Genomic DNA, 20,115 nt, shown 5'->3' on the forward strand with positions numbered 1-20,115 from the left:
TGTGGAGAGGCCTTGATATGGCTTGGAAATGGCCGTGGCGTGGGCGTGCCGCGACGCGCACTGCGCGTGGGGAAGCCCCGTGTCAGACCAAGATGGCGACCGGCCTTGTCGCCCTGCATGTCGATCAACGGGCATCGTGGATCGCGCGCGATTATTCGACATTGGCGCGTGAAGGTTTCATGCGCAATCCGGTGGCGCATCGCTTTGTCCGCCTGATTTCGGAAGCGGCAAGCACGGTGCCCTTGCTGCTTTATGAAGGCAAGACGGAACATGAAACCCATCCGCTGCTCGACCTTCTCACGGAGCCACAGGCAGGTCTTGATGGCACGGCATTCTTCGAGCGGCTTTATGGCAATCTGCTGATTTCGGGCAATGCCTATATTGAGCGTCTTGACCTGCCAAGCGGTCGCAGCGAGCTGCATCTTCTGCGCCCCGAGCGTGTTACGGTCGAGACCGATGCCGATGGCTGGCCGGTCGGTCTTACCTATCGCTCTGGCGCTTCGGCCCGTTTCATTGCGACCACGGGGCCGGCCGCACCGGGGCTGCATCTCAAGCTGTTTCACCCGCTGGATGACCATTATGGTTTTCCGCCGCTTGAGGCAGCCCTCATGGCGCTCGACATTCACAATGCGGCAGGGGCCTGGAACAAGGCGCTGCTGGATAATTCGGCACGCCCATCTGGTGCGCTGGTCTATGCGCCAAAGGATGGCGGCAATCTGACCGATGAACAGTTCGAGCGGCTGAAGGCAGAACTGGAGGAAGGCTATACGGGGGCAGCAGGTGCAGGCCGTCCATTGCTGCTGGAAGGTGGTCTTGACTGGAAAGCTATGGGCTATAGCCCGCAGGATATGGATTTCATAGAGGCCAAGAATGGCGCTGCGCGCGATATTGCGCTGGCTTTTGGCGTGCCGCCCATGCTGCTCGGCATTCCGGGTGACAATACCTATGCCAATTATGCCGAGGCAAACCGCGCCTTCTACCGGCTGACGGTGCTGCCGCTGATGGCGCGCACCGCCCGGGCATTCAGCCTGTGGCTGGGGCCGCTTTATGGCGGCGATCTGCGGCTTGAGCATGATCTGGACAGGCTAGAGGGATTGTCCATCGAGCGCGAGGCGTTGTGGCGGCGCATTTCGCAGGCACAGTTCCTCACCGATGACGAAAAGCGTGAGGCTGTCGGTTATCAGCCGCTGCATGAAAGGAGATTGCCGTGAGCAATGTCAATGAAGCGGTAATGACCAATGACGCGCTGTCGATCTGGGTCGCCAAGGCCGCAGGCGCCGTTGCCGGCTCGGCTGTCTCGCTGGCCTATATGCTGCCCAATGGCAAGCGCGAGGCGGCAGCACGCTTTGCCGTGGGCGTGATCTGCGGGGCAATCTTTGGCGGGGCGGCAGGTGTGAAGATCGCCGAGGTGATGGCGCTGGGTGAGGCACTCGGGCGAAGCGAACTGATGCTGATGGGCTCGGCTGCTGCAAGCCTTGCAGCCTGGACGGCACTTGGCGTGTTCAACCGCTTTGCCGAACGGCTGAAACAGGCCTCCCTGCCGGGCATTCTTCCACAGGAGCGGAGCGACAGGAACAATGGCTGAGGTGCACCTGGAGAAAAAACACGCGGCTATTGCCCTTGATGAGGTTGAAATCGATGGCAGCTTTTCCGGCTATGCCAGTGTCTTCGGCATTGCCGATCTGGGCCATGATGTCATCGAGCGTGGTGCCTTTGCCCGTTCGCTGCAACAGCGCGGTGTGTCGGGCGTGCGCATGCTCTGGCAGCATGATGCCGCCGAACCCATCGGCGTGTGGACGACCATCCGTGAGGATGTGCGCGGACTTTATGTCGAGGGGCGCCTGGCCAAGGGGGTGGCGCGGGCGCGCGAGGCGCTGGAACTGATGCGGTCAGGCGGGCTGGATGGTCTGTCCATCGGCTTTCGCGCCATCAAGGCGCGCAAGGATGCCCGCACCGGATTGCGCCACATCACCGAGGCCGATCTGTGGGAAATATCGGTTGTCACTTTCCCCATGTTGCCCGTGGCGCGGGTCAACATGATCAAGTCGGCACCGCCGACAATCAGACAGTTTGAACGCTGGCTCACGCGGGATGCGGGGCTCAGCCGAAATGCAGCGCGGATTGTCATCACCAGAGGCTATGCCGCGCTGCTGGAAGACCGGAATGCGCGGGATGCCATGCCGGATAATGCTGATGGGCTTGCCGAGCGGATACGCCGGGCCGCCCGCATGATGATCTGAACCCAACATCACAGGAAAAGTCATGGAAAATGATACAGGTATCCCGCTCGAAACCAGGAGCGTGGAAACGAAGTCCCTTGCCGTCAGGAATCTGTCGGATAGCGATATTGGCAGCGCCTTTGACGAGTTCATGTCGGCTTTTGCGGCTTTCCGCGAGGCCAATGACGAGCGTCTGCGCCGGATTGAAAAACATGCGGATGCCGATGTGCTGCTGCGTGAAAAGGTTGACCGCATCAACCAGGCGCTGGATGAGCAGAAGGCCGTACTGGACCAGTATGTGCTGAAGAATGCACGCCCGCCGCTGGGTCAGGCATCACCGCGCGTCAATGTCGAACACAAGCAGGCCTTCAGCGGCTATATTCGCCGCGGCGACGAACAGGCACTGCGCAATCTGGAAATGAAGGCCCATTCCTATGGTTCAGGCCCTGATGGCGGTTATCTGGTGCCGGCTGAGCTTGAAACCGAGATTGGCCGTCGTCTGGCAGCCCTGTCGCCCATCCGCGCCATTTCCACCGTGCGTCAGGTATCGGGTGCCGTGCTGAAAAAGCCGTTCTCGGTCAGCGGCCCGGCAACGGGCTGGGTCGGCGAGACCGCATCGCGCACCCAGACCAGTTCGGCCACGCTGGCGGAGTTGCAGTTCCCGACCACGGAAATCTATGCCATGCCGGCTGCAACCTCGACGCTGCTCGATGATGCGGCAATTGATGTGGAACAGTGGATTGCCGGGGAGGTCGAGGCCGCCTTTGCCGAACAGGAAGGCCAGGCCTTCGTGACCGGCGACGGCACCAACAAGCCGCGCGGCTTCACCAGTTATGAAACGGTGGACAATGCAAGCTGGGTCTGGGGCAAGCTTGGCCATATCAAGACCGGCGTGGATGGCGCCCTGCCGACCACGGCCCCATCCGACAAGCTGATCGAGCTCGTCTATGCGCTCAAGGCCGGTTATCGCCAGAATGCCCATTTCGTCATGAACCGCAAGACGCAAGCCCTGCTGCGCATGCTCAAGGATGATAATGGCAATTATCTCTGGCAACTACCGACGCGCATCGGCGATAAGGCCTCACTCATGGGCTTTGGCCTGGTCGAGGCCGAGCACATGCCGGATATCGCTGAAGACTCGCTGTCGATCGCCTTTGGCGATTTTGCCCGCGGCTATCTCGTCGTTGACCGCATCGGTGTGCGCGTGCTGCGCGATCCCTATTCCGCCAAGCCTTATGTCCTCTTCTACGTCACCAAGCGCGTGGGCGGTGGCGTACAGGACTTTGATGCAATCAAGCTGCTGAAATTCTCAGCCTGATCCTGCGCATCCGGCCTGTCAGGACTGACAGGCCGGTTTCGAGTCTCCTGCCGGTTTTGGCAGCTAGCTTCACAGACACAAGGTAATGAATCCTGTTGTGGGGCTCCAGCAATAACTGACTGATTTGAAAGTTATATTTTAGGAGGAACTAATGACAATGTTTCTTGTCACGCCGCCGGCGCTGGAGCCGGTGACGATCGCTGAGGCGCGTGCCTTCTTACGCCTTTCCACCGACAGTGAGGACGAAATCCTTGGCCGCCTGATCGCAACCGCCCGTGAACTTGTGGAAGCCGAAACCGGGTTGGCACTGATCAATCAGACCTGGCGGCTGCGGGTGGATCGTTGGCCGCGTTCGGCGCGTCTGGCCATCTACAAGTATCCGGTGAAATCCGTTGTGTCTGTGGTTGCCTATCGTCCAGACGGCACGGCAATCAGCTTTGCCCCGGAAGAATTCGTTCTGCACCATGAAAGAAGGCCGCAGCGCGTCTACATGACGCAATATCCCGATGCGGCAAGCTTCACGGGACTGGAAGTTGATTTCGTCGCAGGTTTTGGCGATACGGGCGTGGATGTGCCGGATGCCATGAAACAGGCCATTCTGGCCCTGACCGCCCATCTTTATGAAAGCCGTGCGGGTATTGATGGGCAAGGCTTTTCGCGCACGATCCCGCCAATCGTGGGCCAGCTTGTCGATAGCTGGCGGCGTATTTCGCTATGAACAATGTCCTGTTTATTGACCCAGGCCAGCTCAGGAGCGAGCTGGTGCTGGAGGCAATGCAGCCTGTGCCGGATGGTATGGGAGGCTATGCGGAAGGCTGGGTCGAGATCGCCATGATCTGGGGGCGGATCGAGCCGGTATCGGTGACAAACAGGGATTTCGGTACCCGCCCGCAACCTGAGGCGACGCATCGCATATTGCTGCGTTTCAGGCCGGACATTACCAGCGACAAGCGCCTGCGCAAGGGCGAGCGGGTCTTTTCGCTGCGTGCGGTGCATGATCCGGATGAAACCGGCCGTTATCTCATCTGTCTGGCTGCGGAGGAGGGGCGATGAACATCACCATGCAACTGACATTCGAAGGGCTGGTGCGTGCCCTGCGCTGGCAATCCGTGAGGATGCGTCGCTCGGCCTTCTGCCCGACCGGCAGGACAAGACCAACCCGTCAACCGAAAACGGGGGCAGACATGAACAGTGGCGCCGCCGCCTTGCAGAAGGCGCTGTTTGTGCACCTTTCAACGGATAGTGAATTGATCGATCTTCTTGGTGACGAACGGGTGTTCGATCACGTTCCGCCCAAAACGCCATTTCCCTGTGTGACGCTTGGTGAAACAGCCTGCCGTGACTGGAGCACGGACAGCGATACGGGCAGCGAGCATTTTCTCAACATTCAGATCTGGGCGCGGGAAAACGGGCGCAAGCGCGTGCTGGAAATCGCAGAGCGCATTGCCAGCCGGCTTGGCGATGGCGGGCTGACCCTGGACGGCCACAGGCTCGTCAATCTGACTCTGACCGAGCTCTTTGCCCGCAACACCGATGGGCTTGGCAGCTATCTGGGCACGATGCGCTATCGCGCGGTAACCGAACCGACAGCATGATTGGAGACAGACATGGCAGCACAGCGGGGCAAGGATATTTTGCTCAAGATGGCGCGCGATGATGGTTCTTATGAAACCTGTGCCGGATTGCGCACCAAGCGCGTGGCATTCAATGCCGAGACGGTGGATGTGACAGACGCCGATGCAAGCGGGCGTTGGCGGCAATTGCTGGCGGGCAGTGGCGTGCAACGCGCCTCGATCAGCGGTTCCGGCATTTTCAAGGATGCCGCCTCCGACGCCTTGATGCGGCAGATTTTCTTTGCCGGTGACATCCGCAACTGGCAGATCGTCCTGCCGGATTTCGGTACCATTACCGGGCCGTTCCAGATTACTGCGCTGGAATATGCCGGCAATCACGATGCGGAAGTCACCTTTGAGGTCGCGCTGGAATCGGCAGGCGCAATCACCTTTGGAGCAGCAGTCTGATGGTCAATCCCTATCGCGGTGAGGTTGCAGCGCGGCTTGATGGACGTGAATGGACACTCTGTCTGACGCTGGGGGCACTGGCAGAACTTGAGACGGCCTTTGCAGCTGATAATCTGTCCGATCTGATTGCGCGCTTTTCAACAGGCCGGCTTTCGGCACGCGACATGCTGCGTATCATCCATGCCGGCCTTCGCGGCGGCGGTCATTGCCTGAGCGAGGAAGACGTTGCCGAAATGCGGGCCGATGGCGGGGCCGCCGGCTTTGCCCGTATTGTCTCGGAACTGCTGACGGCAACCTTTGGCATGCCGGACATGCGGGAAAAGCAGCCAAACCCTTGAAGGCCGCAGCAGTTCCGGTAAAGGCGGATGCGGCAGCCCCCGCACCCTTCCCCTGGGAAGAGCTGATGCGTGCGGGTTTCGGTCTGCTGCGGCTTTCTTCACACCAATTCTGGTCGATGACCCCGCGTGAGATCTGTTTTGCGCTTGGTCCCTTGATGGTCCGGCCAATGGATGCGCCGTCGCGCTCTACCCTTGAAGCGCTGATGCGGGCCTTTCCTGATCACTGAATATCGAGATCAATCCATTCCCGGCAGGTGATCCATGACAGAGCAAATTGTGACCGTATCGGTCGAGGCAGATACGAGCGCCTTTGATCGCGCCCTGATCGATCTTGAAAAGCGCTCATCGAGTTTTAGCAACAGCCTGACTGCGGCGCTCAAGGGCGCGATTGTCGCCGGCAAGGGCCTGGAGGATGTCTTGCGCGGACTGGCAGCGAGTCTGGCCAGCGATGCCTTGTCGGCCGGCCTGCAGCCGTTGCAGGGCATGACAGGCGCCATGGTGTCGGGACTGTTTTCCGGCATTCGTGGCATCATCCCCTTTGCCAAGGGCGGGGTAGTTGCAAGCCCGACCTATTTCGGCATGGGCAATGGCTCGCTTGGACTGACTGGCGAGGCGGGCGCAGAGGCGATACTGCCGCTTGCCCGCGGTGCCGATGGCAGGCTTGGCGTGGCAACGGGTGGTGGCAGCAGCAAGCCGGTGCAGGTCGTGTTCAACATGTCCTCGCCGGATGCCACCTCATTCAGAAAATCCGAAGCGCAATTGTCGGCAATGCTGGCAGGTGTGGTGCGTCGCGGCGCAAGGAGGCTCTAGACCATGACGGACGGTTTTCATGATGTCAGCTTTCCGCTTGGCGTTTCCTTTGGTGCGACCGTCGGGCCGGAATGGCAGAACGAGATTGTGACGCTCACCTCCGGCATGGAAAAGCGCAATGCGCGCTGGGCGCATTCGCGTCGTCATTTCGATGCGGGTACGGGCCTGCGTTCGATCGATGATCTGCGTCAGGTGCTTGCCTTTTTCGAGGCGCGGCGCGGCTCGCTTTATGCGTTTCGCTTCCGCGATCCCTTTGACTATTCCTCAGCAAATGGCGCTTCCGCCCCGTCGCCCACGGATCAGGAGATCGGCACGGGTGATGGCGTGACGGCCACGTTCCAGCTCGTCAAACATTATGAATCATACAGCCGTCCGATCACCCTTCCGGTGGCAGGATCGGTTGTCGTTGCCATTAATGAGGTGACGGTTGAGGAGGAAGAAGCCTTCACGGTCGACACCCTCAGCGGCACGGTGACCTTCACGGCGGAATATATCCCGGCAGTGGGGGCGAAAGTCACGGCCGGTTTTCTGTTTGATGTGCCAGCGCGTTTCGATACCGACCGGCTGACCGCAAGCATTGCGACCTTTCAGGCCGGCGAAATCCCCTCCATTCCACTGATTGAGGTGAAGCGATGATCCCGGTTCCGGTCGCACTGGAAGCCCATCTGGCGGGCGAGGTCACCAGCCATTGCTTCGTCTGGATCATTCAGCGCCCTGACAATGTGAAACTGGGCTTTACCGATCATGACTGCGTGCTGTCGATAGAAGGGGTCGATTGCGAGCCCATGACCGGCCTTTCCGGCAGCGAGGCTGCAACGCAGCTTGGTCTTTCGGTTGCAGGCGGCGAGGTTGAAGGTGTTCTCTCCTCCGCGCGGGTAAAAGACAGTGATATTGAACAGGGCCATTATGACGGGGCGCGTGTGGAGGTCTGGCTCGTCAACTGGCGGCTCCTGATCAGCGCATGTTGCTGCGCCGCTGGACAGTCGGCAAGATTACCCGTTCTGGCAGCCGGTTCATCATGGAGCTGAAGGGGGCGGCGGCGGTTTTTGATGCGATCTGCGGACGGCGTGTTTTGCGCCAATGCAATGCCGAGCTTGGCGATGCGCGTTGTGGGGTGAACGTGGAGAATACCACCTTTGCCGCAAGCGGCGACGTGGTTGCAGCCAATGGCAGTGAGCTTACGGTTTCAGGCCTTTCGGCCTATGCGAATGGCTGGTTTACCGAGGGCAGGCTGACCTGGACAAGCGGTGACAATCAGGGACGCACATTCCGTGTCATTGCCCATATTGGCACGACATTGCTGCTCAATGAGCCGCCGCTTCTTGCCGCTGCCACAGGTGACACATTCGACATCATTGCCGGTTGCGACAAGAGCTACGCCACCTGCAAGGCGAAATTCAACAATGGCATCAACTTCCGGGGCTTTCCACATCTGCCCGGCAATGATGCCGCCTACAGCTATGTCGACAGTTCCGGCGACTATGACGGGAGTGCGCTGGTTCCATGACCATTGCAGAACGGGTTCTGGCCGAAGCCGAGCGCTGGATCGGCACGCCTTACCGCCATGGCGCTTCCATGCGCGGGGTCAGTTGCGATTGTCTGGGGCTGGTGCGCGGCATCTGGCGCGCAATCTATGGCCGCGAGCCGGAAGTGCCGCCCGCCTATTCGCCCGATTGGGCGGAAACCTCCAGAGGCGAGCCCATGCTGGAGGCAGCCCATCGCCATCTAAACGCGCGCGAGGAGGGCGAGCCGCAACCGGGCGATCTCCTTGTCTTTCGCTGGCGCGAGACTGTGGCGGCCAAGCATCTTGGCATCATGGCGCAGCATAACCGCTTCATCCATGCCTATGCGGGGCATGGCGTTCTGGCCTCGGCGCTGGTTCCGCAATGGCGCCAGCGCATTGCCGGCATATTCATCTTTCCTGAACCGGAGGCATGACCCATGGCAACTGTCATATTGCAGATGGCTGGTGCCGCGGTTGGCAGTGTGTTTGGTCCGATCGGTACCGCCATTGGCTCGGCGGTCGGGTCCATGGCTGGCTATACGATCGATAGCGCGCTGATCAATTCCACCCGGCATATTGAGGGGGCGCGGCTCAACAGCGGACGCATTGTCACCGCTGAAGAAGGCAGTGCCTTGCCTTTCATCTATGGTACGGCGCGGGTCAGCGGTACGCTGATCTGGGCGACGCGCTTTGAGGAAGAGGCCACGACCGAGCGGCAGGGCGGCAAGGGCGGGCCAAAGGTTACGACCTACAGCTATTATGGCAATGCCGCCTATGCAATTGCCGAAGGCGAGATTGCCGGTATTCGTCGGGTCTGGGCCGATGGCAAGGAGCTTGATCTCACCGAAATCGAAATGCGGGTATACAGGGGCACGCAAACACAGGAACCTGATCCGCTGATCGAGGCAAAACAGGGAGCAGGCAATGCGCCCGCCTATCGCGGTACGGCCTATGTCGTATTTGAGCGTTTTCCGCTGGATGACTATGGCAACCGTCTGCCGCAATTCCAGTTTGAGGTGATGCGCCCGGTTGGCGCGACTGCGCGCAATATCCGTGCCGTGGCGCTCATTCCGGGTGCAACCGAATATGGGCTGATGCCGACACCCGTGACAGACGAGCCGCTGCGCGGGCAAAAGCGCAGCCTCAACCGCAATGTCAAACGCGCGCGCAGCGACTGGACGGCATCACTCGATGAATTGCAGATGCTGTGCCCATCGCTGCAACATGTCGCAATCATCGTGCCTTGGTTTGGCAATGATCTGCGCGCGGGGCATTGCGCCATCCGCCCCGGTGTTACGGCGTTGTCCTTGCGCAAGGTCAGTTCGGAATGGCAGGTCGATGGCGTGACACGTGCCGATGCGCATCTGATCTCGATCAGCGGACAGGGCGCTGCCTATGGCGGCACGCCATCGGATGCCAGCGTCATTGCCGCAATCCGGGATGCCAAGGCACGGAGGCTGAAAGTCACGCTCTATCCGTTTCTGATGATGGATGTGCCTGCCGGAAACAGCCTGCCTTCGCCCTATGGCGGAACGGGACAGCCGGCCTATCCATGGCGCGGCCGCATCACCTGTCATCCGGCGGCAGGGCAGCCTGGCTCGCCCGACAAGACGGCAGCCGCCGCAGAACAGGTTGAGGCCTTTGTTGAAGGCGAATGGGGGTATCGCCGTTTTCTCAACCATTGCGCCGATCTGGCTTTGGCGGCAGGCGGGGTTGATACATTTCTGATCGGTTCGGAACTGCGCGGCCTCACCCGCATACGTTCTGACCGCGAGACTTTCCCCTTTGTGGAAAGCCTGTGCACCTTGGCAGGCGAAATACGCGCCAAGCTGGGATCAGGCTGCCACATCACCTATGCCGCCGACTGGTCGGAATATTTTGGCTATCAGGCGGAAGATGGCACGGGCGATCTGTTCTTCAATCTCGATGCGCTCTGGTCGCATCCGGCAATCGATGCGGTGGGCATTGATAATTACATGCCGCTGTCAGACTGGCGTGACGGCGATTATGCTGCAGGTAATCCCGATGGTTTTGCAACACCTTATGATCTTGATGGGCTGACGGCGAATATTGGCGCGGGCGAGGGCTTTGACTGGTATTATGCCAGCGATGCGGACAGGGCAAACCGCATCAGGACGCCAATCACCGATGGTCTGGCTGGCAAGCCCTGGGTCTATCGCTACAAGGATATCCAGTCATGGTGGAGCAATCCGCATTATAACCGCATTGATGACGCGGAAGCGGCAGAACCAACCGCATGGGTGCCGCAATCCAAGCCGATCTGGTTTACCGAGCTTGGCTGTCCGGCGGTCGACAAGGGGCCAAACCAGCCAAATGTGTTTCCCGATCCAAAATCGTCGGAAAACGCCACGCCCTATTTTTCCAATGGCGCGCGCGCCGACATTGCCATGGATCGCTTCCTGCGTGCGCATGAGCGCTATTGGTCGCAGCATAATCCGCTCTCGCCGGTCTATGGCAAGCCGATGCTCGATCGCGAGCGCATCTATATCTGGGCATGGGATACGCGACCTTTCCCGGAATTTCCGCTGGGCGCGCATCTCTGGGGCGATACGCCCAACTGGCGGCTTGGCCACTGGCTGAACGGGCGCATCAGCGGGGTGGCGCTGGATGAGCTGATTGTCGCAATCCTCAAGGATTTCGGCCTGCCGGAAGCAGACTGTTCCGGTGTGGAGGGCTATCTTTCAGGCTTTGTCATCAGCGAACCGGCAACGGCGCGCAGCGTGCTAGAGCCGCTGATGTCGGTCTTTGGAATTGAGGGTTTTGAACAGGGCGGGCGTTTCATATTCACAAACAGCACCCGCGCTGTTTCTGCCGTTGGGGTTGATGATCTTCTGGTGCAGCCGGAACAAGGCGAAGCGCTCAGCATCACCCTGGACGATCAGGGCGATCTGCCATCGGCTGTGGAAATCTACTGCAATGATCCGCTGCGGGACTTTCAGGTCGGCGGCGCTTCGGTCCGGCGCAACACGGGGCAAGGCACGGAGAGCCTCAGCCTGTCCGGCTCCATGGAACCGGGGCAGGCTAAGGCTCTGGCGGAAGCCTGGATTGCGCGCCGCCATGCCGAACGGTGCACGGCAAGCCTTGCACTGCCATGGTCGGCCGCTGCCCTTCATGTCGGCGACCGGTTGCGCCTGGATGTGAGCGATGAGGGGACACGCGATTATGTCATAACGTCGATTGAAGACGGTGAAATGCGCAGGATTCAGGCGACTGCCGTCGCGCCAAACATTGTGTTTGGCGATTATGGAGAGACGCCGGTGCGCCCGGCAGACAGTCTGGTGCTGGATGCGAAGCCGCTCTTCCACCTGATCGATCTGCCTCTCTGGCCGGGTGCGGAAGAACCGGCCGGACAATTCCGTATTGCCTGCCATGCAAGGCCATGGCGTGGGGCGGCGGTTTTCGCTTCACCGGGCGATGATGGCTTTGCTGGACGTGGCCTTGTCAAAAGGCGGGCGGTGATGGGCGAGCTGGTGGCAGCCTTGCCCGGTGCGCCGAGCGGCCGCATTATTCATGGCCAGTCCATTCATGTTGCGCTTTATGCGGGCGAGTTGCAGTCGCGCTCCCTGACACAGGTGCTCAATGGTGCCAATGCCGGCTTGTTGCGTGCGCCCAATGGCGAATGGGAAGTGTTCCAGTTTCTCGATGCCGAGGAAGTCGGGCCGAATGAATGGCGTCTGAGCCGTCTGTTGCGGGGGCAATTGGGCACGGAACGGGCGGCGCTTGCGGAAAAAGCCGCCGATACGCCGTTCATCCTGCTGGATGAGGCCGTTGTCGCGGCAGGTCTCAGCCCATCCGAAATCGGTCTGGAACTGAACTGGCGAGTCGGGACGACCGGAAAGCCGTTCACGGATGAATATTACGATACGACCGCCATGATCGGGGGCTTGCGTGGTCTGCGGCCGCTCAGCCCGGTTCACCTGCGGTTCCAGTATCAATCCAATGGCGACACGATCTTCCGCTGGGTGCGCCGTGGCCGGATCGATGCCGACAATTGGCTTGGGGCAGATATTCCGCTGGGCGAGGAGAGCGAAGCTTATCGGGTGGAAATCTGGCAGGGCGGCAGTCTCATACGCAGCACGGATGTGACGGAACCATTGTGGCTTTATCCGGTCGTCACCCGGTCGGGCGATGTGGGAACAGCCCCCTATCAGATCCGCATAGCCCAGCTCAGCACACGTGTCGGCGCTGGCGATCAGGCCGTGCTGGACGTGCCGAATACATTGTAATCAGGGGAGAGACGATGGAAGGAAACAAGCAATGGTATCTCTCCCGCACGGTTTGGGCGGGCCTTGTCACGGTTGGGCTTTCCATTGCCGGTCTGCTTGGCTATGGAACCGAGCTGGTCGATCAGGGGGCGCTGGTGGAGGTGTTGTTGCAACTGGCAACTACAATTGCCGGAATTTTTTCACTTTTCTGACGACGTCAACAACTTCCAGGATTTTAAATCGTGGAAAAGCGTGATAGCTATCCAGAGATCACACATTGGTCAAAGGATGCATCTTAGCCAAAACTAACCTTTTGGATATTGGCGGCTGTTCGTTCATTGGGCGTTCAGCCACTATGTTCTATACAAGGCAGCATGATGAAGAAGAACCCTGCACTCAAAGTTTCCGTGCTTCTGGCTGGCGTGATCGGGCTGTTGCCTGTGAATGCCAGTTCAATGCCTGTCGCCAAGCCGCAGGTGTTTCGTCACGTCATTCACGTTGCCGCTGATTGTACGGCTGTGGGCGAAAGGGTTGCCGCGCAACAGGGTGGTCAGCTCGCCAAGTCCACGGAAACCGTCCAGAATGGGCGTGTCATGTGTGTGGTCGTCGTTCTCGTCCCCGGTCGGGATGGAGAACGTCCGCGTCGCGTGGAAGTGGCGGTTCCTGCCCAATAATACCCTCTGTCCTGAATTGCTGCATCTCAAGGGAGACGTGTTGTTTGCGAATCCTGATCGTTGAAGACGACAAGGACCTCAACCGCCAGCTTTCGGAAGCTTTGCTGGATGCCGGCTATGTGGTTGACAACGCTTTCGACGGCGAGGAGGGGCATTTTCTCGGTGATACCGAGCCTTACGATGCCGTGATTCTCGATATCGGCTTGCCGAAGCTGGACGGGATCAGTGTGGTCGAGCGCTGGCGCAGGAGTGGACGGCTGATGCCGGTTTTGATGCTGACGGCCCGTGATCGCTGGAGCGACAAGGTGGCCGGCATCGATGCAGGTGCCGATGATTATGTCACAAAGCCCTTTCACATCGAGGAAGTGCTGGCAAGGCTGCGTGCCCTGATCCGGCGTGCCGCCGGGCACGCTTCCTCGGAACTCGTCTGCGGCCCGCTGCATCTTGACACCAAGACCTCCAAGGCCAGCATTAATGGCGTTGTGCTGAAACTGACCTCGCATGAATATCGGCTTCTGTCCTATCTCATGCACCATGCCGATGAGGTGGTATCACGCACCGAGCTGGTCGAACATCTTTATGATCAGGATTTTGACCGCGATTCCAATACGATCGAGGTCTTTGTCGGCCGCCTGCGCAAGAAGATGGGCGTTGATCTGATCGAAACCGTGCGTGGCATGGGCTATCGCATGCGCACGGATGTGGCAGGAGAAGGGGCTGGCAACTGAAGCTCAAAAGCGTCTTTCCTCCCATACGCTCTTTGGCGGCTCGCGTCATAACCCTTTCGACGCTATGGGTGATTCTGGCGCTTGTGGTCGTTGCAACCCTGATCGGCTCCCTTTACAGCGATGCGGCGCGCAACAATTTTGAGCGCCTTTTGACAGCCCATCTCTTCAGTCTCATCGGCGCGGTCAGTGTTTCGCCCGATGGCGCGCTGCAGGGCAAGCCGGAACTGGGGGAGTTGCGTTATTCCGGGCCGCTTTCGGGCTGGTACTGGTCGGTCGAGCCGGTGTCGCAGAATCTGACCGGAGAGCTTGCCTCTCCCTCTCTGGCGGGCCATTCCGTACCGGAAATGCCGGTCTCTCAGGTACCTTATGATCCGTCATTCACCCGCAGCTATGTCACACAGGGGCTGAATGGCGAGGAATTATATGTCGTCGAAACGGAAGTGGTGCTCGACAACCACAATCGCGTGGCGCGTTTCCGCGTCATGGGCAATCTCAGCGAAGTGCAGGATGAGATCAACGATTTCCGCGCACAACTTGCCACCTATCTCGGCATTTTTGGCATCGGCAGCATCCTCATCAATGCGGCGGTGATCCTGTTCGGGTTGCGCCCGCTTGACAAGGTACGCCGCTCGCTGGCGGATATTCGTGAGGGGCGGTCATCGCGGCTTGATACCGCGCTGCCCATCGAAATTGCGCCGCTTGCCCGCGAGATGAATGCGCTGATCGACAATAACCGCCGTATCATTGAACGCTCGCGCACACAGGTTGGCAATTTGGCGCATTCACTGAAGACACCACTTTCGGTCCTGCTCAACGAGACGCGCACCATGAATGACAGCCATGGTCGCATTGTGCGCGAACAGGCGGACGCCATGCAGGTGCAGATCCAGCATTATCTGCAGCGCGCCCGCATTGCCGCCCAGCGTGACAGCGTGGTGTTTCGCACGCCGGTCACACCTGTGCTGAAGCGCATGCATCGCGTGGCACAAAAGCTCAATCCGGGGATGAAGGTGGAATTCCGCAACGGGTTCCAGGGCGCGGTTTTTGCCGGCGAGCAGGAGGATCTTGAGGAGATTGTTGGCAACCTGCTTGAAAATGCTGGCAAATGGGGCAAATCCCGCATTCTGATGCGCCTTGGCATGAAAAATGGCGCGCGCAAGCGATTCGAGATCCTGATCGAGGATGATGGACCGGGCATTGCCCCCGACAAGATTGAAGAAGCCCTTAAACGCGGCCGCCGTGTGGACGAGACAAAGCCGGGAACCGGTCTGGGACTGGCAATCGTTCAGGATACGGTGCGTGAATATGACGGTGAGCTGCATCTTGGTCGTGGTGCGCTTGGCGGGCTTGCTGTCAGCGTTGTCTTGCCGCTTGTTGAGGATTGATGGTTGTTTTTGTTGCAAAGCGGACTAGAAAATCCAATCTGTATACACGGACATTCGATCCAGTCAGTGTTGAAGGCCGATTCAATATGAAAACGTCCCAGATCGCCCGGTTCCTTCTCGTCGCAACCTTGCCGCTTGTGCTGGCTGCTTGTGGCACGTCCGGCCACAAGGGCCTGTTTGCAACGTCCCCGTCATCCACGACGCAGGACCGGCTGCTGCTTCAGCTTGGCAATGGGCTGCTGGGCAATGCCGCCAACAGTTTGAGTGCTGCCGACCGCCAGAAGGCGCTGGAGGCCGAATATCGCGCGCTGGAATATTCACCGGCCGGCAGGGTCGTTGAATGGACCGGCAGGGGCGGCTCGAATGGTGATGTCACGGCCGCACAACCCTATCAGGTCGGTTCGCAGAATTGTCGCCAATATACCCACAGTTTCAGCATTGCCGGTGGCGCGGTGCAGACCATGCGCGGCACCGCTTGCCGCAATCCTGATGGCAGCTGGACGCCGCTGACCTGATAGGCTTGACGCAAGCTGTTGCAAGAGCTTTTGCGGCGAATTGCCCTACCGGGCCTGCAGGTGAAGGTTAGGGTTGGTTTTTCCTGCGGCAAAGCTTAAGTCTTCGTCCATGGACTTCTGGCTTATTTCCGCACTGCTGACCTTTGCTGCAACACTGGCTGTCTTGCTGCCTTTGATGCGTCGCAATCGGATCCTTTCACCATCCATGCATAATGATCTCGCCGTCTACCGGGATCAGCTGCGCGAGGTGGAGGCCGATGCCGCGCGAGGCATGATCGACGCCGAGAGTGCGGAACAGGCGCGCATTGAAATTTCCCGCCGTATCCTGAATGCCGAAAAGGCTGCCATCGAGGCGCAGGAAAACGCTGCCCGCAAGGGCTCCAGCAGGCTTGTTGCCTTTGTTGCGGTTCTGAGTGTTCCCCTGATCGCATGGGGGCTTTATCCGCTCTATGGCCGGCCGGACATGCCTTCTCAGCCATTGCAGGACCGCCTTGCCGAAAGCCCGGATCGCAATTCTGTGGCCGAACTCATTGCGCGCGCCGAACGCCATCTGGCGCAAAACCCGGATGATGCGCGCGGCTGGGATGTGCTGGCGCCGATTTATCTCCGGCTTGGCCGCAATGGCGATGCCGTCAATGCCTATCGCACGGCGATTCGCCTTGCGGGTGAAAATGCCCAGCGTCTGCTCGGACTTGGCGAGGCGCTGACGGTTGTGGCCGGTGGTACGGTGACGGCAGAAGCCGAAGCAGCCTTTGAAAAAGCCGCGCAACTTGCTCCGGATGACCTTGTGGCGTCTTATTATCTTGCCCAGCGTGATCTGCAGGATGGCAAGCCGGAGGCTGCGATTGCACGCCTGCAGGGCCTGCTGGACAAGATGCCTGCGGACGCGCGACAGCGCGTGCAGCTGCAGCAGGCTATTGAGCGTGTAAAACAGATGTCCGGCAGCGTTCCGGCCGCACCATCCGCCATGCCGGGGCCGACGGCAGAGGATGTCGAGGCTGTTTCCTCCATGTCGGCTGAGGATCGCCAGGCGATGGTTGAAGGCATGGTCCGGCGGCTTGACGCGAAATTGCGCGAAAATGGCAATGACATAGAAGGCTGGAAGCGCCTGATCCGCTCCTATATGATGCTGAATAAACCTAGCGAGGCAGAAGATGCGCTTGCGCGCGGCATTGCTGCGCTCAGCGACCATGACCGTGTGGCGCTCAAGGATTTTGCCGCAGGATTCGGTCTGACGTCAGGAAGTGAAGCAAGATGAGCACAACGGCAGAAACAAACCAGCCAGGCCGCAAGGCGGCAGGCAGTGTTGCCAGAACGGTGAGCCAACGCAAGCGCAAGCGCCTGTTTCTGATCCTGGGCGCATTGGCGGTTCTGGCTGTGGCCGTTGGGCTGATGCTGGTTGCCTTCAATCAGGACATCCGTTTTTTCCGCACGCCATCCGACCTCACCGAACAGGATATGACTTCTGGTGCGCGTTTCCGTCTGGGCGGTCTGGTGGAAGACGGCTCGGTTGTCCGGGAGGGCAGTATTTTGCGCTTCACCGTCACCGATACGATCAAGACCATTCCCGTCGTGTTTGACGGCATTCCGCCGGATCTTTTCCGCGAAGGGCAGGGGGTTGTCGCAGAGGGGCGTTTTGGCCCGGATGGTGTCTTCAGGGCCGATAGTGTTCTGGCCAAGCATGACGAAAATTATGTACCGCGGGATCTGGAAAAGAGCCTGAAGGAAAAAGGCGTTTGGGAAGGCAAATGACAGTTCGCTTCGCCGTCAATGAAGATTGCCTTGTGAGTAGCGCGTCATGACTGTCGAAATCGGACATTTCGCGCTTGTTCTGGCGCTTGCCCTGACCCTTGTTCAGTCCGTGGTGCCGCTGATTGGCGCAAGACGTCGCGATGCGCAATTGATGAGCGTTGCGGTGCCGACGGCCATTGCTTCCTTCGCGCTGATTTTCCTTGCCAGCCTGATGCTGGTGCATGCCTATGTCGTATCGGATTTTTCCGTTCTGAACGTTGTTGAGAATTCCCATTCGCAAAAGCCGCTCATTTACAAGATCACCGGCGTGTGGGGCAATCACGAAGGCTCCATGCTGCTCTGGGTCTTTATCCTAAGCCTTTTCAGCATGCTGGTTGCGGCCTTTTCCGGCAATCTGCCTGAAACCTTGCGCGCCAATGTTCTGGCGGTTCAGGGCTGGATTGCCAGCGCATTTCTCGCCTTCATCATTTTCACCTCCAATCCTTTCATCCGCATCGTGCCAGCCCCGCTGGAAGGCGGCGATCTCAATCCGGTTCTGCAGGATATTGGCCTCGCCATTCATCCGCCGCTTTTGTATCTCGGCTATGTCGGCTTTTCGGTCTGTTTTTCCTTTGCTGTTGCCGCCCTCATTGAAGGCAGGCTTGATGCTGCCTGGGCGCGCTGGGTGCGCCCATGGGCGCTGGTGGCATGGATTTTTCTCACCGGCGGCATCGCGGTCGGCTCCTACTGGGCCTATTATGAACTGGGCTGGGGCGGCTGGTGGTTCTGGGACCCGGTCGAAAATGCCTCCTTCATGCCTTGGCTGGTCGGATCCGCGCTGCTGCATTCGGCACTCGTGATGGAGAAGCGCTCGGCACTGAAAATCTGGACCGTCCTTCTTTCCATTCTGACCTTCTCCCTATCGCTTCTGGGCACATTCCTCGTGCGTTCCGGCGTTCTGACCTCGGTACACAGTTTTGCAACCGATCCCGGGCGCGGCCTTTTCATCCTGTCCATCCTTGCGATTTTTATTGGCGGTTCGCTGTCGCTGTTTGCGCTCAGGGTACAAAGCCTGACGGCAGGCGGTCTGTTTCATCCGATTTCGCGTGAAGGCGCGCTGGTCTTCAACAATCTGTTCCTGACGACGGCAGCGGCGACCGTACTGGTCGGCACGCTTTATCCGCTTTTGCTGGAAGTGCTGACCGGCGACAAAATTTCCGTTGGCGCGCCGTTCTTCAACATGACCTTTGGCCCGCTGATGGTGCCGCTGCTTTTCGCTGTCCCCTTCGGTCCCCTGCTTGCCTGGAAGCGCGGTGATCTCTATGCGGTCTCCCAGCGTCTGATGGTGGCTTTTGCCCTGTCACTTGCCGCAGCCGCCATCGTGATCTGGCAGACATCTGCTTCGGCGCTGCTGGCAGCTTTTGGTGTTGGCCTTGGCGCATGGCTGATTTTCGGCAGCCTCACCGATATCTGGGTCAAGACGGGCATTGGCAAGGTTCCGGCGACAACGGCTTTTGCACGTTTTCGCGGTCTGCCACGTTCGATCTTTGGTACGGCGCTTGCCCATATTGGTCTTGGCGTGACATTGCTTGGCATTGTGAGCGTGACGGCCTTTGGCACGGAAAATGTTCTGGTCATGCGTCCGGGCGATACGGCCAAGGTTGCACATTATACGGTTCGCTTTGACGGCCTGCGGCCGGTCACAGGTGCAAATTACACCGAAACCCGGGCAAGCTTTACCCTGAACGACAGCAAGGGGCGCAATCTTGGCCTGATTGAACCGGCAAAGCGCTTCTTCCCTTCGCGGCAGATGCCGACCAGCGAATCCGGCATCAAAACACTGTTTTTCAGCCAGATCTATATTGCGCTGGGTGATGAGCAGGGCGATGGCATTGTCGTTCGCCTGTGGTGGAAGCCGCAGGTGACATTGATCTGGCTTGGCGCGCTGGCCATGATGCTGGGCGGTACCTTGTCGCTGGCTGACCGACGTTTGCGCGTTGGCGCCCCCTCCAGGGCGCGCCGTTCTGTACCGTCGTCCAGATCGGGAGCAACAGCATGATGGCTCTGGTGCATCGGTTGTTTCATCTTCTGTGCCTTGGCCTCGTGGTTCTGTCGCTCACCACACCTGTTTTTGCGGTCAATCCGGATGAGATGCTGTCTGATCCGGCGCTTGAACAGCGCGCACGCGCCATTTCCGCCCAGTTGCGCTGCATGGTGTGCCAGAACGAATCGATCGATGATTCCAATGCCGAGCTTGCGCGCGATCTGCGGGTTCTGGTGCGCGACCGGCTGAAGAATGGAGACAGCGACCAGCAGGTGATGGATTACATCGTGTCACGTTACGGCGAATTCATCTTGCTGAAACCCCGCTTTGCCGCGCGCACGCTTCTGTTGTGGACATTTCCTGTCATTGTCCTGCTGATTGGCGGTCTGTCGCTTTTGTATGCCTTCAAGCGTCGTCAGGTCGCAAATCCGGGCTTTCAGCCCTTGAGCGCGCAGGAACGCGAAGCTCTTGAGCGCCTGCTGAAGCAGGACTGAAGGATCTGAAGAATTTCTGACAAGTGGTTTCAAACCTTACAAAAGTTTCATGATCCGGAAATTGAGCGGTAAGGTAGCAATACCTATCTTGTGCGCATGAAGAACACA

At 59.2% G+C, this 20,115-nt stretch carries 22 protein-coding genes and 2 pseudogenes; all 24 read left to right on the forward strand.

The genetic code is table 11. The annotated features are described in order from the left end of the window. Positions 1 to 17 precede the first annotated feature (17 nt). On the forward strand, positions 18 to 1,211 hold the full coding sequence (locus ACFO1V_RS12890; RefSeq protein WP_374832777.1) for a phage portal protein: 1,194 nt from the start codon (positions 18 to 20) through the stop codon (positions 1,209 to 1,211). Continuing rightward, complete coding sequence (locus ACFO1V_RS12895) at positions 1,208 to 1,585, forward strand: DUF6107 family protein (protein WP_374832779.1); 378 nt, start codon at positions 1,208 to 1,210, stop codon at positions 1,583 to 1,585. The genes ACFO1V_RS12890 and ACFO1V_RS12895 overlap by 4 nt, the downstream gene beginning before the upstream one ends. Next, the gene (locus ACFO1V_RS12900) at positions 1,578 to 2,240 is read left to right on the forward strand and encodes an HK97 family phage prohead protease (protein WP_374832781.1); all 663 of its coding nucleotides are present in this window, start codon (positions 1,578 to 1,580) and stop codon (positions 2,238 to 2,240) included. Before ACFO1V_RS12895 ends, ACFO1V_RS12900 begins: the two co-directional genes overlap by 8 nt. A 22-nt stretch (positions 2,241 to 2,262) precedes the next feature. Beyond that, positions 2,263 to 3,537, forward strand: a complete 1,275-nt coding sequence (locus tag ACFO1V_RS12905; protein WP_374832783.1) for a phage major capsid protein — start codon at positions 2,263 to 2,265, stop codon at positions 3,535 to 3,537. A gap of 151 nt (positions 3,538 to 3,688) precedes the next feature. After that, positions 3,689 to 4,255, forward strand: coding sequence for a head-tail connector protein (locus tag ACFO1V_RS12910; RefSeq protein ID WP_374832785.1), 567 nt, complete (start codon positions 3,689 to 3,691; stop codon positions 4,253 to 4,255). Beyond that, positions 4,252 to 4,590, forward strand: coding sequence for a phage head closure protein (locus ACFO1V_RS12915; protein ID WP_374832787.1), 339 nt, complete (start codon positions 4,252 to 4,254; stop codon positions 4,588 to 4,590). Before ACFO1V_RS12910 ends, ACFO1V_RS12915 begins: the two co-directional genes overlap by 4 nt. 131 nt (positions 4,591 to 4,721) lie before the next feature. After that, positions 4,722 to 5,132 carry a DUF3168 domain-containing protein gene (locus tag ACFO1V_RS12920; RefSeq protein ID WP_374832833.1) on the forward strand — a complete coding sequence of 137 codons (411 nt, stop codon included), beginning with the start codon at positions 4,722 to 4,724 and terminating at the stop codon, positions 5,130 to 5,132. 12 nt (positions 5,133 to 5,144) lie between these two features. Continuing rightward, positions 5,145 to 5,558 carry a phage major tail protein, TP901-1 family gene (locus ACFO1V_RS12925; RefSeq protein WP_374832789.1) on the forward strand — a complete coding sequence of 138 codons (414 nt, stop codon included), beginning with the start codon at positions 5,145 to 5,147 and terminating at the stop codon, positions 5,556 to 5,558. After that, positions 5,558 to 5,896: a gene transfer agent family protein gene (locus ACFO1V_RS12930; RefSeq protein ID WP_374832791.1), complete on the forward strand. Its 339-nt coding sequence runs from the start codon at positions 5,558 to 5,560 to the stop codon at positions 5,894 to 5,896. The genes ACFO1V_RS12925 and ACFO1V_RS12930 overlap by 1 nt, the downstream gene beginning before the upstream one ends. Further along, complete coding sequence (locus ACFO1V_RS12935) at positions 5,893 to 6,123, forward strand: rcc01693 family protein (RefSeq protein ID WP_374832793.1); 231 nt, start codon at positions 5,893 to 5,895, stop codon at positions 6,121 to 6,123. The genes ACFO1V_RS12930 and ACFO1V_RS12935 overlap by 4 nt, the downstream gene beginning before the upstream one ends. A 34-nt stretch (positions 6,124 to 6,157) precedes the next feature. Beyond that, positions 6,158 to 6,706 carry a phage tail tape measure protein gene (locus ACFO1V_RS12940; protein WP_374832795.1) on the forward strand — a complete coding sequence of 183 codons (549 nt, stop codon included), beginning with the start codon at positions 6,158 to 6,160 and terminating at the stop codon, positions 6,704 to 6,706. 3 nt (positions 6,707 to 6,709) lie between these two features. Then, entirely contained in the window at positions 6,710 to 7,342 is a 633-nt protein-coding gene (locus ACFO1V_RS12945) for a phage distal tail protein, Rcc01695 family (RefSeq protein ID WP_374832797.1), read from the forward strand. Continuing rightward, a pseudogene (locus ACFO1V_RS12950) lies at positions 7,339 to 8,213 on the forward strand (DUF2163 domain-containing protein). Before ACFO1V_RS12945 ends, ACFO1V_RS12950 begins: the two are co-directional and overlap by 4 nt. Then, positions 8,210 to 8,644 (forward strand): NlpC/P60 family protein, encoded by a 435-nt coding sequence (locus ACFO1V_RS12955; protein ID WP_374832799.1) that lies wholly within the window; start codon positions 8,210 to 8,212, stop codon positions 8,642 to 8,644. The pseudogene ACFO1V_RS12950 and the gene ACFO1V_RS12955 overlap by 4 nt, the downstream one beginning before the upstream one ends. 3 nt (positions 8,645 to 8,647) lie before the next feature. Next, positions 8,648 to 12,457: a baseplate multidomain protein megatron gene (locus ACFO1V_RS12960; protein ID WP_374832801.1), complete on the forward strand. Its 3,810-nt coding sequence runs from the start codon at positions 8,648 to 8,650 to the stop codon at positions 12,455 to 12,457. Positions 12,458 to 12,471: 14 nt separating this feature from the next. Continuing rightward, positions 12,472 to 12,692 (forward strand): annotated as a pseudogene (locus ACFO1V_RS12965) (hypothetical protein). Between the two features lie 121 nt (positions 12,693 to 12,813). Then, positions 12,814 to 13,110: a hypothetical protein gene (locus tag ACFO1V_RS12970; protein ID WP_374832803.1), complete on the forward strand. Its 297-nt coding sequence runs from the start codon at positions 12,814 to 12,816 to the stop codon at positions 13,108 to 13,110. A gap of 44 nt (positions 13,111 to 13,154) precedes the next feature. Further along, entirely contained in the window at positions 13,155 to 13,838 is a 684-nt protein-coding gene (locus ACFO1V_RS12975; protein WP_374832805.1) for a response regulator transcription factor, read from the forward strand. Positions 13,839 to 13,912: 74 nt separating this feature from the next. Continuing rightward, entirely contained in the window at positions 13,913 to 15,223 is a 1,311-nt protein-coding gene (locus tag ACFO1V_RS12980; RefSeq protein ID WP_374832835.1) for an ATP-binding protein, read from the forward strand. A gap of 86 nt (positions 15,224 to 15,309) precedes the next feature. After that, complete coding sequence (locus tag ACFO1V_RS12985; RefSeq protein ID WP_374832807.1) at positions 15,310 to 15,738, forward strand: hypothetical protein; 429 nt, start codon at positions 15,310 to 15,312, stop codon at positions 15,736 to 15,738. Between the two features lie 109 nt (positions 15,739 to 15,847). Then, positions 15,848 to 16,996, forward strand: coding sequence for a c-type cytochrome biogenesis protein CcmI (ccmI, locus tag ACFO1V_RS12990; protein WP_374832809.1), 1,149 nt, complete (start codon positions 15,848 to 15,850; stop codon positions 16,994 to 16,996). Then, complete coding sequence (gene ccmE, locus ACFO1V_RS12995; protein ID WP_374832811.1) at positions 16,993 to 17,490, forward strand: cytochrome c maturation protein CcmE; 498 nt, start codon at positions 16,993 to 16,995, stop codon at positions 17,488 to 17,490. Before ccmI ends, ccmE begins: the two co-directional genes overlap by 4 nt. A gap of 46 nt (positions 17,491 to 17,536) precedes the next feature. Next, complete coding sequence (locus tag ACFO1V_RS13000; RefSeq protein WP_374832813.1) at positions 17,537 to 19,528, forward strand: heme lyase CcmF/NrfE family subunit; 1,992 nt, start codon at positions 17,537 to 17,539, stop codon at positions 19,526 to 19,528. Beyond that, positions 19,528 to 20,007: a cytochrome c-type biogenesis protein gene (locus tag ACFO1V_RS13005; RefSeq protein ID WP_374832837.1), complete on the forward strand. Its 480-nt coding sequence runs from the start codon at positions 19,528 to 19,530 to the stop codon at positions 20,005 to 20,007. The genes ACFO1V_RS13000 and ACFO1V_RS13005 overlap by 1 nt, the downstream gene beginning before the upstream one ends. The last annotated feature ends 108 nt before the right edge of the window (positions 20,008 to 20,115 follow it).

Origin of the sequence: Daeguia caeni (assembly GCF_042653845.1) — a bacterium.
Lineage (GTDB): Bacteria > Pseudomonadota > Alphaproteobacteria > Rhizobiales > Rhizobiaceae > Brucella > Brucella caeni.

What these genes read in the sequence shown, in the direction of transcription:
- ACFO1V_RS12930 (WP_374832791.1), top strand. Translation starts at nt 5,558, where the DNA reads ATGGTCAATCCCTATCGCGGTGAGGTTGCAGCGCGGCTTGATGGACGT.
- ACFO1V_RS12985 (WP_374832807.1), top strand. Translation starts at nt 15,310, where the DNA reads ATGAAAACGTCCCAGATCGCCCGGTTCCTTCTCGTCGCAACCTTGCCG.
- ACFO1V_RS12925 (WP_374832789.1), top strand. Translation starts at nt 5,145, where the DNA reads ATGGCAGCACAGCGGGGCAAGGATATTTTGCTCAAGATGGCGCGCGAT.
- ACFO1V_RS12920 (WP_374832833.1), top strand. Translation starts at nt 4,722, where the DNA reads ATGAACAGTGGCGCCGCCGCCTTGCAGAAGGCGCTGTTTGTGCACCTT.
- ACFO1V_RS12905 (WP_374832783.1), top strand. Translation starts at nt 2,263, where the DNA reads ATGGAAAATGATACAGGTATCCCGCTCGAAACCAGGAGCGTGGAAACG.
- ACFO1V_RS12900 (WP_374832781.1), top strand. Translation starts at nt 1,578, where the DNA reads ATGGCTGAGGTGCACCTGGAGAAAAAACACGCGGCTATTGCCCTTGAT.
- ccmI (WP_374832809.1), top strand. Translation starts at nt 15,848, where the DNA reads ATGGACTTCTGGCTTATTTCCGCACTGCTGACCTTTGCTGCAACACTG.
- ACFO1V_RS12960 (WP_374832801.1), top strand. Translation starts at nt 8,648, where the DNA reads ATGGCAACTGTCATATTGCAGATGGCTGGTGCCGCGGTTGGCAGTGTG.
- ACFO1V_RS12890 (WP_374832777.1), top strand. Translation starts at nt 18, where the DNA reads ATGGCTTGGAAATGGCCGTGGCGTGGGCGTGCCGCGACGCGCACTGCG.
- ACFO1V_RS12970 (WP_374832803.1), top strand. Translation starts at nt 12,814, where the DNA reads ATGAAGAAGAACCCTGCACTCAAAGTTTCCGTGCTTCTGGCTGGCGTG.
- ACFO1V_RS12910 (WP_374832785.1), top strand. Translation starts at nt 3,689, where the DNA reads ATGACAATGTTTCTTGTCACGCCGCCGGCGCTGGAGCCGGTGACGATC.
- ACFO1V_RS12945 (WP_374832797.1), top strand. Translation starts at nt 6,710, where the DNA reads ATGACGGACGGTTTTCATGATGTCAGCTTTCCGCTTGGCGTTTCCTTT.
- ACFO1V_RS12940 (WP_374832795.1), top strand. Translation starts at nt 6,158, where the DNA reads ATGACAGAGCAAATTGTGACCGTATCGGTCGAGGCAGATACGAGCGCC.
- ACFO1V_RS12915 (WP_374832787.1), top strand. Translation starts at nt 4,252, where the DNA reads ATGAACAATGTCCTGTTTATTGACCCAGGCCAGCTCAGGAGCGAGCTG.
- ccmE (WP_374832811.1), top strand. Translation starts at nt 16,993, where the DNA reads ATGAGCACAACGGCAGAAACAAACCAGCCAGGCCGCAAGGCGGCAGGC.
- ACFO1V_RS12955 (WP_374832799.1), top strand. Translation starts at nt 8,210, where the DNA reads ATGACCATTGCAGAACGGGTTCTGGCCGAAGCCGAGCGCTGGATCGGC.
- ACFO1V_RS13005 (WP_374832837.1), top strand. Translation starts at nt 19,528, where the DNA reads ATGGCTCTGGTGCATCGGTTGTTTCATCTTCTGTGCCTTGGCCTCGTG.
- ACFO1V_RS13000 (WP_374832813.1), top strand. Translation starts at nt 17,537, where the DNA reads ATGACTGTCGAAATCGGACATTTCGCGCTTGTTCTGGCGCTTGCCCTG.